Source organism: Polaribacter vadi (assembly GCF_001761365.1).
Lineage (GTDB): Bacteria > Bacteroidota > Bacteroidia > Flavobacteriales > Flavobacteriaceae > Polaribacter > Polaribacter vadi.
The window spans coordinates 2,817,982-2,830,521 of the sequence record NZ_CP017477.1 but is presented as its reverse complement, the minus strand read 5'-3'; the positions used below and the strand labels follow the sequence as shown (position 1 = coordinate 2,830,521).

At 28.4% G+C, this 12,540-nt stretch carries 16 protein-coding genes; 10 read left to right on the top strand and 6 right to left on the bottom strand.

Annotation, left to right across the window (positions count from 1 at the left end; genetic code table 11):
* Positions 1–73 precede the first annotated feature (73 nt).
* Both trmB and LPB03_RS12255 read right to left on the bottom strand, forming a co-directional pair.
* Positions 74–757: a tRNA (guanosine(46)-N7)-methyltransferase TrmB gene (gene trmB / locus LPB03_RS12260; protein ID WP_065319886.1), complete on the bottom strand. Its 684-nt coding sequence runs from the start codon at positions 755–757 to the stop codon at positions 74–76.
* A gap of 9 nt (positions 758–766) precedes the next feature.
* Positions 767–988: a DUF6341 family protein gene (locus LPB03_RS12255; protein ID WP_065319885.1), complete on the bottom strand. Its 222-nt coding sequence runs from the start codon at positions 986–988 to the stop codon at positions 767–769.
* A 42-nt stretch (positions 989–1,030) separates the two neighbouring features.
* Between LPB03_RS12255 and LPB03_RS12250 the strand changes: the two genes are divergently transcribed.
* On the top strand, positions 1,031–1,960 hold the full coding sequence (locus LPB03_RS12250) for a DUF6427 family protein (protein WP_065319884.1): 930 nt from the start codon (positions 1,031–1,033) through the stop codon (positions 1,958–1,960).
* Here LPB03_RS12250 and upp read toward each other — a convergent pair.
* Positions 1,955–2,608 carry a uracil phosphoribosyltransferase gene (gene upp, locus LPB03_RS12245; RefSeq protein ID WP_065319883.1) on the bottom strand — a complete coding sequence of 218 codons (654 nt, stop codon included), beginning with the start codon at positions 2,606–2,608 and terminating at the stop codon, positions 1,955–1,957. The two genes, LPB03_RS12250 and upp, sit on opposite strands and share 6 nt — an antisense overlap.
* 252 nt (positions 2,609–2,860) lie before the next feature.
* Here upp and LPB03_RS12240 point away from each other — a divergent pair, with 252 nt between their 5' ends.
* The 9 genes from LPB03_RS12240 (at position 2,861) to LPB03_RS12200 (ending at position 10,409) form a co-directional block, all read left to right on the top strand.
* Positions 2,861–3,760 (top strand): DMT family transporter, encoded by a 900-nt coding sequence (locus LPB03_RS12240; RefSeq protein ID WP_065319882.1) that lies wholly within the window; start codon positions 2,861–2,863, stop codon positions 3,758–3,760.
* 100 nt (positions 3,761–3,860) lie between these two features.
* Entirely contained in the window at positions 3,861–4,727 is an 867-nt protein-coding gene (locus tag LPB03_RS12235) for a YicC/YloC family endoribonuclease (protein WP_231953101.1), read from the top strand.
* Between the two features lie 75 nt (positions 4,728–4,802).
* On the top strand, positions 4,803–5,387 hold the full coding sequence (gene gmk, locus LPB03_RS12230) for a guanylate kinase (protein ID WP_065319880.1): 585 nt from the start codon (positions 4,803–4,805) through the stop codon (positions 5,385–5,387).
* An 81-nt stretch (positions 5,388–5,468) separates the two neighbouring features.
* On the top strand, positions 5,469–6,053 hold the full coding sequence (gene nadD, locus LPB03_RS12225; protein ID WP_065319879.1) for a nicotinate (nicotinamide) nucleotide adenylyltransferase: 585 nt from the start codon (positions 5,469–5,471) through the stop codon (positions 6,051–6,053).
* A 51-nt stretch (positions 6,054–6,104) separates the two neighbouring features.
* The gene (locus LPB03_RS12220; protein ID WP_065319878.1) at positions 6,105–6,971 is read left to right on the top strand and encodes a M23 family metallopeptidase; all 867 of its coding nucleotides are present in this window, start codon (positions 6,105–6,107) and stop codon (positions 6,969–6,971) included.
* The gene (locus tag LPB03_RS12215) at positions 6,971–8,467 is read left to right on the top strand and encodes a GH3 auxin-responsive promoter family protein (RefSeq protein ID WP_065319877.1); all 1,497 of its coding nucleotides are present in this window, start codon (positions 6,971–6,973) and stop codon (positions 8,465–8,467) included. Before LPB03_RS12220 ends, LPB03_RS12215 begins: the two co-directional genes overlap by 1 nt.
* A 184-nt stretch (positions 8,468–8,651) precedes the next feature.
* Positions 8,652–9,101, top strand: coding sequence for a 6-pyruvoyl trahydropterin synthase family protein (locus LPB03_RS12210; RefSeq protein WP_065319876.1), 450 nt, complete (start codon positions 8,652–8,654; stop codon positions 9,099–9,101).
* A gap of 35 nt (positions 9,102–9,136) precedes the next feature.
* Positions 9,137–9,784 carry a hypothetical protein gene (locus tag LPB03_RS12205; RefSeq protein ID WP_065319875.1) on the top strand — a complete coding sequence of 216 codons (648 nt, stop codon included), beginning with the start codon at positions 9,137–9,139 and terminating at the stop codon, positions 9,782–9,784.
* An 85-nt stretch (positions 9,785–9,869) separates the two neighbouring features.
* A complete protein-coding gene (locus LPB03_RS12200; protein ID WP_065319874.1) occupies positions 9,870–10,409 on the top strand; it encodes a hypothetical protein in 540 nt (179 codons plus the stop codon).
* A 73-nt stretch (positions 10,410–10,482) separates the two neighbouring features.
* Here the strand turns inward: LPB03_RS12200 and LPB03_RS12195 are convergent, their stop codons facing one another.
* The 3 genes from LPB03_RS12195 to pth form a co-directional block, all read right to left on the bottom strand.
* Complete coding sequence (locus tag LPB03_RS12195; RefSeq protein WP_065320139.1) at positions 10,483–11,232, bottom strand: LVIVD repeat-containing protein; 750 nt, start codon at positions 11,230–11,232, stop codon at positions 10,483–10,485.
* 4 nt (positions 11,233–11,236) lie between these two features.
* Positions 11,237–11,728, bottom strand: a complete 492-nt coding sequence (locus tag LPB03_RS12190) for a hypothetical protein (RefSeq protein ID WP_065319873.1) — start codon at positions 11,726–11,728, stop codon at positions 11,237–11,239.
* A 104-nt stretch (positions 11,729–11,832) separates the two neighbouring features.
* Entirely contained in the window at positions 11,833–12,399 is a 567-nt protein-coding gene (pth, locus tag LPB03_RS12185; protein WP_231953100.1) for an aminoacyl-tRNA hydrolase, read from the bottom strand.
* Between the last annotated feature and the right edge of the window lie 141 nt (positions 12,400–12,540).

The window sequence follows — 12,540 nt, the reverse complement described above, 5'->3', positions numbered from 1 at the left end:
TTGATTATAAGAAATTCATAAACAAAGTTCCGTAAAGAATATAACACAAGAGTATTTCTTCCCTTTGGGAAGATTAAGATGGGCTATTATATTTCAATCTAAATTGAATGTACGTAATTGGTTTATTAACCTCTAAATATTGGTTTTCGTAGAAAGTTTGTGTTTCTGTAACTTCTTTTGGAGCACCTTCATTTCTATACACATTATGGTTTGCATATAAAATTTCATGTCCTTCTCCATGCAGCAAACCTAAAGTGTAGCCATGCATAAATTCAGAATCGGTTTTTAAGTTCATAATACCATCTTCTTTTAAAATAGTATGGTATTTTTTCATAAAAGTCGAATTCGTCATTCTATGTTTTGTTCGCTGAAATTTTATTTGAGGATCTGGAAAAGTTATCCAAATTTCTGAAACCTCATTTTTTGCAAAAATAAAATCGACCAGCTCAATTTGCGTTCTTACAAACGCAACATTTGGTAAATTTTCTTCGATAGCTGTTTTTGCACCTCTCCAAAAACGAGCACCTTTAATATCAATCCCAATATAGTTTTTGTTTGGATTTTTTCTGGCTAAAGCAATTGTATATTCACCTTTTCCACAACCCAATTCAACTATAATAGGATTTTCGTTTTTAAAAAAAGAATGCCACTTCCCTTTTAAAGAAAAGTTACTAACAACTTCTTCTCTAGTAGGTTGAATGACATTTTTGAACGTTTCATTTTCCTCGAAACGTTTTAATTTATTTTTACTTCCCAAATCGTAAAATTAGACTCTATCTTCTGTTCCTTCGTCTACAAATCTTTTAGATTCTTTCATCCAATAAGCGAATAAAACTAAAAGAACTAGTAAGAACCCAAAATTCGGAATGTTAGAAATCCACCAACCTGCATCTGCAGTAGCGATTTGTAAGCGCAACCACTCAAAAGGTAGAAATAAAATATCGGTGAACAAACTACCAATCCATCTAAAAATATTGCTTGCTATCATAACTTAATTATCTTTACAGCTGCAAAAATAACAAAAGAAACGATGCTAGCCAATTTTTTAAACAAATCTAAACCAATCAATTTTATTGGTTTGCTTATTTTATTTTTTGTTAGTTTATCTTATGCTTTCTATACTACTATATTAGCTGAAAGTTCTTACTCAAATATGCTATTAAAATTTGGGGCTTTAACCTTGTTTTTTTTAGTTATTTTCTTCTTTTTTAATTTCGTAAACTCAAAAAACAGATTAACATTCGATAATTCTTACGCTTATTTTTTATTTAGCATTTTACTTATTGCAGTGTTAGCTGAGTTATTAAATTACAGTATCTTAATTAAAACAATTATTTATTTACTTTTTTTAAGAAAAATCTACAGTTTACGATCCAATAGAAATGTAACAGAAAAGCTTTTTGACAGTGGTTTTTGGTTGGGTATTTTTTTTATTATTGAGCCCCTTTCTATACTTTTATTTATTTTAGTTTATAGTGCAATTTTCCTACACAACAAAATCACCATACGCACACTACTTACCCCTATTATTGGTTTTATATCGCCTTTAATAATTTATTTTGCATACAACTTTTGGTTTGAAAAAACAGAAGAATTCAATAGCCTTTTTTATTTTGATATGAAACCTGATCTTGAATTTTACAGCAGTACAAAATATTTATGGCTAGTTTATACCACTTTCTTTTTAACAGTTTTTGCTATTATTTTTAAATCTGCAACAACATTATCCATAAACAATAGGTTTAGAAGAAATTGGATTATTCTGATTATTAATTTCTTTTTAATGCTCTTATTTATTTTTCTAACACCTGAAAAAAATGGTTCAGAACTAATTTATAACCTTTTTCCAACTTCTATTATTTTGGCGAATGGCGTAGAACTTATCAAGAAAAAAATAATTAAAAATATAGTCTTGTATTTATTTTTAATAGGTGGAATTGTTAGTTGTTTCGTATTATAATTTTTGGCCAAAAGCTAAATCTCCAGCATCACCCAAACCAGGAATAATATATCCTTTTTCATTTAAAGAATCATCTATAGTAGCAATCCATAAATGGGTGTTTTCTGGGAAATGATCAGCCACAAAATCTACACCTTCTTTTGCACCAATTACAGCTAGAATATGTATTTCTTTTGGAACTCCGTGTTTCTTAATCGCTTCGTAAACAGCCACTAAACTTTGTCCTGTTGCTAACATAGGATCTGCCAATAATAAAGTTTTATTTTCGATTTCTGGTGATGCAAAATACTCTACTACAATTTCAAAATCTTGATCGTTATTTGGGTGATGTCTGTATGCAGAAATAAAAGCGTTTTCTGCTTTATCAAAATAATTTAAAAGTCCTTGATGCAAAGGCAAACCTGCTCTTAAAATAGAACATAAAACCAAATCATTAGTAGACAACTGTACTTCTTTAGTTCCTAAAGGAGTTGTTATATTTTCGTTTTTGTAAGAAAGTGTTTTACTTAATTCGTAGCTTAAAATTTCTCCTATTCTTTCGATATTTCTTCTAAAACGTAAAGAGTCTTTTTGAATAGTTTGATCTCTTATTTCTGATAAAAAAGTATTTAAAACCGAATTATTTTCAGCTATATGATGAATTGTCATTATGTAAGAATTTTATCAAACTTACAAAAAAAGACAAATTAGTTTTCACTATTTTCTAGATTATGTTCATATTTCTTAAATAGTTTATACTTCTCTTATCAAAAAAAACTTAAAAACAGATTAACTTTACTGAAGATTCATTTAGGAAAATGATTTATTAAAAACCCTAAAATTAGTTTTGAAACCCTTTTTTATGCAGCAGATTTAAAATTTATCATCAACTTTGCTGTTTAATTTTTTTAGTAGTTTATAATGAACAAAAGAGTACTTGCCTTAATTGCTGTTTCTATAGCCACACTTATTTACGGATTAAATTTCACCATTGCAAAAGAAGTGATGCCAACATACGTAAAACCTTTTGGTTTTATTTTAATACGTGTTTTAGGAGCAACCATCATTTTTTGGCTTACAAGTCTTTTTATAACATCAGAAAAAATAGAAAAAGACGATTATAAGAAAATTTTTATTGCCTCAATTTTTGGTGTTGCTTTAAATATGTTGGCTTTCTTTAAAGGTTTAAATTTAACAACACCCATAAGTGCTTCTGTTATGATGGTAATGTCGCCAATTATGGTGCTTATTTTTTCGAGTATATTGATAAAACAAGCAATTGGAAAACAACGAATTTTAGGCGTTTTTATTGGTTTAGCAGGCACAATTTTGTTAATTACTTATGGGAGCTCTAGCAGTTCTACAGCCACAAATAATAATTTAGGCAACTTTTTGGTTTTTGTAAATGCAGCTTCTTATGGTTTGTATTTAGTTTTAGCAAAAGATTTAGTTAAAAAATACCATCCAATTACATTTATTAAATGGTTTTATCTGTTTGGATTAATTTTGGTAATCCCTTTTGGAATTCATGAGTTTACTGAAATCTCTTGGCAAAAAATGCCTACAAATATTTATTGGAATATTGGCTTTGTTGTTATTTTTACAACCTGTATAACATATCTTTTTAATTTATACGGTTTATCGAAATTAAAACCAACAACAGTAAGTGTTTTTATATACTTACAACCTGTAATCGCTACAATTTATGCCTTAATTGTTGGAAGCGATTCTTTGAATATCATAAAAATTATTGCTACTATATTTATATTTTTTGGCGTTTATTTAGTTACAAAGCAGGTAGAAAAAGTAAAAAAATCTTAAATTTAAACGTATTTAAAATTTGAGAGATTTCAATTGCTAACCACGCTAAAATCAAGAAAATAAAAAGGTATATTTGCCACTTAATAAAAACAAAGTTTGTATGATTCAATCTATGACTGGTTATGGAAAATCTGTGTTGCAATTGCCAACCAAAAAGGTAACCATAGAAATAAAATCTTTAAACAGTAAAAATTTAGATTTAAACGTTAGAATTCCTTCTTACTACAAAGAAAAGGAATTGGATGTCCGTAAAAAATTAGCTAAATCTTTAGTGAGAGGAAAAGTAGACTTTTCTATTTTTGTTGAAATGACTGCTGATGAAACCTCTACAACTGTAAATAAAGGTGTTGTTAAAGAATACATTCAGCAATTAAGAAATACGCTGTTTGTAGGTTCTGAAAATGATATTGAGTTGTTAAAAATGGCAATTTCTATGCCTGATGCTCTAAAAACAACACGTGAAGAATTAGATGAAAATGAGTGGAACATCATAGACCAACATGTAGATGTAGCTATCAAAAACATTATACAATATAGAGTTGATGAAGCTGCTTCTTTAGAAATAGATTTTAGAGAACGAATTACCAACATCAGAAAATATTTAGAAGAAGTTAAAAGTTTTGATGCTGATAGAGTTGAAAACGTAAAAACACGTTTGCAAAAAGCAATTGACGATTTAAAAGTTGATACAGACCAAAACAGATTTGAGCAAGAACTTATTTATTATCTAGAGAAATTAGATATTAATGAAGAAAAAGTGCGTTTAGAAAATCACTTAAACTACTTCTTAGAAACTATAGCAACAGAAGATTCTAATGGAAAAAAATTAGGCTTTATTGTGCAAGAAATGGGAAGAGAAATTAACACAACTGGTTCTAAAGCTAATTTTGCGCCAATGCAAAAAGCCGTAATTCAAATGAAAAACGAGTTAGAGCAAATTAAAGAACAAATACTGAATGTACTTTAGTTGGTTTTTGGTTGATGGTTTTTAGTTAATCCTAAAAATCATCAGCCAAAAACTAGCAACTATAAATAAAATTATATGTCAGACTTTAAAGGAAAATTATTTGTGTTTTCAGCACCTTCTGGTTCTGGTAAAACCACAATTGTTCGCCATTTATTACAACAAGAAAAATTTAATTTAGAATTCTCAATATCAGCAACTTCTAGAGAGCCAAGAGGTTTCGAAAAAAATGGTGTAGATTATTATTTTATCTCTCTAAAAGATTTTAAAAACCATATTAAAGCTGATGATTTTTTGGAATGGGAAGAAGTGTACAGAGATAACTTTTATGGAACTTTAAAAAGCGAAGTAGAACGAATTTGGGCACAAAAAAAACATGTTATTTTTGATATTGATGTTGTTGGTGGCTTAAGAATTAAAAAGAAATATCCGAAGGAAACTTTATCTGTTTTTGTAAAACCACCAAGTGTAGATGAGTTGAAAATTCGACTTAAAAAACGTAAAACAGAAAGCGAAGAAAAAATTAATATGCGAATTGCAAAAGCTTCTGTAGAATTGGCAACTGCTCCTCAATTTGATAAAATTATAAAAAATTACGATTTACCAGTTGCTTTAAAAGAAGCAGAAGATTTGATGAGTGAGTTTTTAGGATTAGAAAAATAAGTTAGAAGCTGGAAGTATGATGTTGGAAGTTTAAAAACTTGCTCCTTCAAACTCCTTTCTTCAAACTTCAAACTATAATTTATGAGCAAAATAGGTTTATACTTTGGCACTTTTAATCCAATTCATATTGGGCATTTAATTATTGCCAATTATATGGCTGAATATTCTGATTTGGATGAAATTTGGATGGTAGTAACGCCTCACAATCCTTTAAAAAAGAAAAAATCTTTGCTGGATAATCATCATAGACTTGAATTGGTTTATAGAGCTACTGAAGAGTATATGAAAATTAAACCTTCAGATATTGAGTTTAAATTGCCTCAACCTAATTATACCGTTTTTACATTAGCACATATTGCAGACAAATATCCTGATAAAGATTTTTGTTTAATTATGGGCGAAGACAACTTGAAAAGTTTTCATAAATGGAAAAATTATGAGGTTATTTTAGAACATCATCATATATATGTGTATCCTAGAATTGCTGATGGTGAAGTTGAGCATCAATTTAAAAATCACCCAAAAATTCATAAGGTTGATGCACCAATTATGGAAATTTCATCAACCATGATTCGAAAAGGAATCCAGCAAAAAAAGAACATAAAACCGATGTTACCCAAAGAAGTTTGGGAATATATAGACGAAATGAATTTTTATAAAAAATAGTTTCGCTATTTTTACGTTATTATAGAAATAACAATTTCAAACATATTTTTTTTGAAAAAACAAGAGAAAAAAAAAGGAAAACTTAAACAAAAGCTAACTGACAAATACAGATTAGTGGTTTTAAATGAAGATACTTTCGAAGAGCGCTTCTCTTTAAAACTATCTCTTTTAAATGTATTTGTATTGGGTGGTGTTTTGTCTTTTTTATTGATTTTAGTAACCACATTTATCATCACTTTTACACCTGTTAAAGAATATATTCCTGGATATTCATCTACCGATTTAAAAATAAAAGCTACTAAATTAGCTTTTCAGACAGATTCTTTAAAAAGAAAATTAGACCTTTTACACGATTATACAATTGCTTTAAGACCTATTTTAACTGGAGAAATAAAGCCTAGTATTTTAGATTCCGTAGAAATTGAAGCAGAAAAAATAGTAATAAAAGATAGTTTGCTAAATGCAAGTAGAGAAGATTCTATCTTTAGAGAAAAAATAGAAAGTCAAGATCGTTTTCCTATTCAGAATAATGCAAAAAACAATGTGAAAATTGTGTTTTTTGCGCCTTTAAATGGTACAATTTCTCAAGATTACGATTCAAAAACAAAACATTTAGCTGTAGATATTGTTGCTAAAAAAAATTCGCCAGTAAAAGCAACTGCAGATGGTAGCGTAATTTTTTCTGGCTGGACCACAGAAACTGGTTATGTAATTATTTTAAAACATCCTTACAACTACATTTCTGTGTATAAACACAATGGAAATTTACTAAAACAACAAGGAGATTTTGTAAAATCTGGTGAAGTAATTGCAAGCGTAGGTTCTACAGGAGAGCTTTCTACTGGGCCACATTTACATTTTGAACTTTGGAGTGATGGTTATGCTGTTAATCCTACAAATTTGATCGATTTTAAATAATGAGTATAAAATCCTTTTTTGCAATTCCGTTTGCTAAATTCGCCACAAGAAGTGTTTATAAATGGGCAAAAAAACCTCATAAAACACAAGATAAAGTTTTTAAAAATTTAATATCGAAAGCAAAAAATACTGCGTTTGGTAAAGATCATGATTTTAAAAACATTGTTACTTATGATGATTTTAAACAACGTGTAAAAGTTACTGATTACGAAGGTTTACGTCCTTATGTGGACAGAATGGTTGCTGGTGAAGAAGACATTCTTTGGGAGGGAAAGCCGCTTTATTTTGCAAAAACTTCTGGTACAACATCTGGCGCAAAATATATACCAATTACCAAAGAATCGATGCCAACGCATATTAAAGCAGCAAGAAATGCTTTGTTGTTTTATATCAAAGAAAAAAATGATGCAAGTTTTGTTGATGGTAAAATGATTTTTTTACAAGGAAGTCCTGTTTTGCAAGATAAAAATGGTGTTAAATTGGGCAGATTAAGTGGAATAGTTGCACACTATGTTCCTCAATATTTATTAAAAAACAGGTTGCCAAGTTGGGAAACAAACTGTATTGAAGATTGGGACACCAAAGTAAATGCGATTGTTGAAGAAACCGTAAATGAAGATTTATCTGTAATTAGCGGAATTCCTTCTTGGGTACAAATGTATTTTGAAAAACTAATTGAAAAAACAGGAAAGCCGATTTCGGAAACGTTCCCGAATTTTAATTTCTTTATTTATGGTGGTGTAAATTTTGAACCTTATAAAAACAAGTTCGAAAGTTTAATTGGTAAAAAAATTGATTATATAGAATTATATCCTGCTTCAGAGGGTTTTATTGCCTATCAAGATTCGCAAACTGAAAAAGGAATGTTATTGCAATTAGATTCTGGAATTTTCTATGAGTTTATTCCTTCAACAGATTTTTTTGATGAAAACCCAACAAGAATTTCTTTAAAAGATGTAAAAATTGGCATAAATTATGTCATCATTTTAAACACAACTGCTGGTTTATGGGGTTATAATATTGGTGATACTGTAGAGTTTACATCAACAAAACCCTATAGAATTAAAGTTACAGGACGTATAAAACATTTTATATCTGCCTTTGGCGAACATGTTATTGGCAAAGAAGTAGAGAAAGCATTAAACGATTCAATTTCTGGTACAGATATAAATATAAGTGAATTTACAGTGGCTCCACAGGTAAATCCAGAAAATGGCTTACCTTATCATGAGTGGTTTATAGAATTTACTAACGAACCAGAAAATTTAGAGGAATTTGCAACCAAAATTGATGCTTCTATGCAAACACAAAATATTTATTATTTCGATTTAATTACAGGGAAAGTTTTACGTCCTTTAGTTGTTAGAAAAGTAAAAAAAGGTGGTTTTCATGAATATATGAAATCGATTGGTAAATTTGGTGGACAAAATAAAATTCCACAATTATCTGATAACAGAAAAATTGCGGATGTTTTAGAAAACTTTTTAGAAAATTAAACAACATAAAAATGGGAGGAGATTATTTATTTGCAGTTTTAGCTATAGGCTTAGTGATTGTATATTTTTATAATAAATCTAGAGGTAACAGACGTAAATAGCATCAGCATAAAAACGTTTCGAGTGATTTTTGATTTTCTTTAAATTGAAACATTCTTAAAATTATATCATCAACAAAAAAAATATGAGTACAATTAGAATTACAAAACAATTTAATTTTGAAACTGGACATGCCCTATATGGTTATGATGGAAAATGTAAAAATGTGCATGGCCATTCTTACAAACTTTCTGTTACTGTTTCTGGAAAACCGATTAGCGACAATACAAATGTTAAGTTTGGAATGGTTATCGATTTTAGTGATTTAAAGAAAATTGTGAATGAAGAAATTGTTGATATTTTTGATCATGCAACCGTTTTTAATAAAAACACACCTCATGTAGAATTGGCAAAAGAGTTAATGGATAGAGGACATGATGTTTTATTGGTAGATTACCAACCAACAAGCGAAATGATGGTTATTGACTTTGCCAAAAAAATAAAAAAGAGATTGCCAAATAACATAAAACTACATTCTATAAAATTACAAGAAACAGATTCTAGTTTTGCAGAATGGTTTGCAAAAGATAATTAGTTTTTTTATATTTATTTTAAAAAAAACTATTTCGTATGAAAACTCTAAGAATTTTATTTTTGATTTCTCTTTTTTTTGTTATCAATAGCTGCACTAGCCCTAGTAACGAAGAGGTCACACCCATTAGTCCCATTAGTCTATCTAATGAAGGATTAGCTGGAACTTATGCTATTCCTGGTATTTCAATTCAATTCAACGATAGAACTACTTTGTCCAACCCAATTTTTAATAATTGGTATACTGCAATTGAAACTGATATTAAATCTGAAGGAAAAGATGTAGATTTAAACATTGTTTTTAACCCAGATAAAACATATAGTATATTTGGTTCTTTTGTTTTAAAATCAGATTATAGTTTCAAAAACTATGTTGACGACTCAGAATCAGAGCGTAAAGAATATGAACAAAATAATATAATAAATTCTTCTGGTACTTATGAAGTATATAAAGACGCCACTTTAAATAGTATTCCTAAAAAAGGTAAATTAGTTTTATCTCCAGGTTTTAGCTTTAATACTCATGATGATATCTTATTAGATCCATTTTTTGAAACAGAAAGAACAGAGTGGTATGTAGAGATTTTGCAAGGTAACTATATGAAACTTTCTAATTGGAATTTCGATTTTGGTCATAGATGGTCAGCTGAACAGACCATTTCCTTAGATGTAATAAAAGAGAACTAATATTACTAAAAAATAAAATAGTAATGGTAATATAGTTAAAATAAAAAACTTATTTAAAAACTACATTTGCTGAAAATTTATACTTATGAAAAAAATTAATTTTATTATATGTTTATGTATTTCTGCAATTTTAGTAAGTTGTGGAGATGATAATAGTGATGAACGTTTATTATTAACGAACGCTAATGTACAAGGCACTTACCAAATAGGCGATTTTAGTCAAATAATTAATGAAACTGCTACATCATCTACAGGCGCTAATGTTAATTTATCTACAACTACAAATGTTGGCGATATTTATAGTTTAGATATTGTTATGAATGAAAATGGAACCTATACAGCATCTGGCCAGTATACGTTAGATTTTATTACAAAACCTAATGGAAGTGCTCAAGTTAGTGGTTCAAGTATTGTTGATGTTGAAGATTTGGGAAATTTTACAATTAGTTCTTTAGATAACACAATTACCTTTACACCATCCACATCTTTAGAAGATCAATTTCTTTTAGGCACTTATAGTGTTATACTTTTAAATTCAACTACGTTAAGTTTAGTACAAGAAGTTGAAAACTCTAATGGATCTATAAACATGTCTACTAAAACCAGTTATAGTTTTATTAAATAACTATTTCTAACTTAAAATATAAAAGCTGTCTAAATTAGACAGCTTTTATTATTGTTTATATTTTTTTTTACTTCTAAAATGTAAACGTGCTAATCTTAGTGGCATTTGCAATATCTGTACTATTTAGTTGATATTGATCTATTGTAAACTCTGATATGATAAAAGCATGATTATCTCTAATGATAATATCGATTGCTCCTGTTGTAACGATTTCATCTATATATTTAGAATCATTAGGATCTGAAATATCAAATATTTTTACAGTATCATCACAAACTAAAAGGTAATTATCTTTATATAAACTTAATCCTTTTGGTTGTGTTAAGCCTCTTGTATTTAAAAGGATAGGATTCTCAATATCTTCTATATTATATGTTTTTAATTCGTTTATAGCACCTCCACACGTAGCATTACTATGTAAAGTTACATACGCATTCGTATCATTAGCAACAACAGGATCGCAAGCTCTAAAATGATTCGATTGCGATAACAGTTTTGGTAATTCAGCATTTGTAACATCGTAAATATACATGGCATTTTGTGAGCCAATAAATAAATAGTCTTTAAAACTGAATAGCGTTTCTATATTAAAACCAACATTAATCGTATTTACTTTTACAGGATTCAGCAAATCGCTAACATTAAATACTGATAAATTAAAAAAGTCTACAGTATATAAATAATTATCTTTTAAAGTGAATGTTGCTAAAGAACCTCCTTGACCATCTCCAAAACTATCTGAACTTGTTGTATCATTAGAATCTTGATTACAAGCAAAAACTAAAAAAACTACGCTTATTAATGTAAATATTTTCTTTTTCATCTTTTTACTTTTTAAGCCAATTAACAACTACTTTATTATCTTCAGAAAAAAATTCGCCATCAGGAGAACGCAATTCAGGAAATACATTTTTTATTCTTTTATTGATAATCATTGAAAAATCAGTAAAATTTAATGTTAAAACCACTAAATCTGTAGCTTGATTAATGTAAAGAATATTGTTTCTAATAGCAATATCTGTAGCTCCTGGAATTTTTAAGAATTTCTTTTTAATTGGGCTTTCAGGGTTTGTATTATCAAAAATATGAAACCCAGTTCGTTTATCATTTACAAAAATATAATCGCTAATAATATATATTTTAGATGATTCTGTAACTGCTGTTTTATCTTGAATTTCTATTGCGTTTTCAAAAACATTGCGTTCTAAAGTAACAGGTTCATATCTTGAGAATATAGGATCAACAGAACGCTCTTCACCCCAATTGGTAAAGCAGCTTGTGAGACAAAAACATAGAATAATAAATGCAATTTTTTTCATAGACAAAGAATTTTAAGTGGTTAATTTGGTTTACTTATCTATTTTATAGATGATTAAAAACAAAAAAGGTTGCGTTAAAACTCAGTGAATATAGTTTTTAAAATCTATTTCCCATTAAATTCGTTCATAGTATTGTTTAAACCAGCAGTACCAAAAGAAGTAATTATTTTTGCTGATGTTGGTAAACGCTCAATTAACAAACTGGTTTCTTCTTTGTTCCATTCGCCTAAAACATAATCTACTTGACGTCCTTTTGAGTAATTTGCACCTACTCCAAAACGAAATCTTGGGTATTTATTTGTGGCTAATTTATCTTGAATATCTTTTAATCCATTATGGCCACCATCACTACCTTTTGCTTTAATTCTAATCGTTCCAAAATCGATATTTAAATCGTCTGTAACAACCAGTAAATTTTCAATAGCAATATTTTCTTTATTCAACCAAAACTTAACAGCTTTGCCACTTAAATTCATATATGTATTAGGTTTTAAAAGAATAAAAGTTCTTCCTTTAAAACGAAAAGTAGCTATATCTCCTAATGTTTCTGTAGTAAAACTAACGTTATGTTCCTCTGCAACTTCATCAATAATTTTAAAACCAATATTATGACGAGTATTGGTATATTTTTCGCCAATATTTCCCAAACCAACTATTAAAAATTTCTTCATTTCATCTTCTTTTGTTTCAACTTTTATATCGAATATATTAGAGAAAAAGTTTTTCAAATTCATCGTTCAAAAATAAGAAGAAATAAATAATGTTCCTTATTGAAAGTACGTTTTTACATTTTCATTTTTTTTGAAATCTAT

Bases quoted from the DNA above. Each gene is read 5' to 3' on its own strand.
- LPB03_RS12250 (WP_065319884.1), top strand. From the start codon at position 1,031: ATGCTAGCCAATTTTTTAAACAAATCTAAACCAATCAATTTTATTGGT.
- LPB03_RS12235 (WP_231953101.1), top strand. From the start codon at position 3,861: ATGATTCAATCTATGACTGGTTATGGAAAATCTGTGTTGCAATTGCCA.
- LPB03_RS12205 (WP_065319875.1), top strand. From the start codon at position 9,137: ATGAAAACTCTAAGAATTTTATTTTTGATTTCTCTTTTTTTTGTTATC.
- LPB03_RS12190 (WP_065319873.1), bottom strand. From the start codon at position 11,728: ATGAAAAAAATTGCATTTATTATTCTATGTTTTTGTCTCACAAGCTGC.
- LPB03_RS12195 (WP_065320139.1), bottom strand. From the start codon at position 11,232: ATGAAAAAGAAAATATTTACATTAATAAGCGTAGTTTTTTTAGTTTTT.
- LPB03_RS12215 (WP_065319877.1), top strand. From the start codon at position 6,971: ATGAGTATAAAATCCTTTTTTGCAATTCCGTTTGCTAAATTCGCCACA.
- upp (WP_065319883.1), bottom strand. From the start codon at position 2,608: ATGACAATTCATCATATAGCTGAAAATAATTCGGTTTTAAATACTTTT.
- LPB03_RS12255 (WP_065319885.1), bottom strand. From the start codon at position 988: ATGATAGCAAGCAATATTTTTAGATGGATTGGTAGTTTGTTCACCGAT.
- pth (WP_231953100.1), bottom strand. From the start codon at position 12,399: ATGAAGAAATTTTTAATAGTTGGTTTGGGAAATATTGGCGAAAAATAT.
- nadD (WP_065319879.1), top strand. From the start codon at position 5,469: ATGAGCAAAATAGGTTTATACTTTGGCACTTTTAATCCAATTCATATT.
- LPB03_RS12200 (WP_065319874.1), top strand. From the start codon at position 9,870: ATGAAAAAAATTAATTTTATTATATGTTTATGTATTTCTGCAATTTTA.
- gmk (WP_065319880.1), top strand. From the start codon at position 4,803: ATGTCAGACTTTAAAGGAAAATTATTTGTGTTTTCAGCACCTTCTGGT.
- LPB03_RS12240 (WP_065319882.1), top strand. From the start codon at position 2,861: ATGAACAAAAGAGTACTTGCCTTAATTGCTGTTTCTATAGCCACACTT.
- LPB03_RS12210 (WP_065319876.1), top strand. From the start codon at position 8,652: ATGAGTACAATTAGAATTACAAAACAATTTAATTTTGAAACTGGACAT.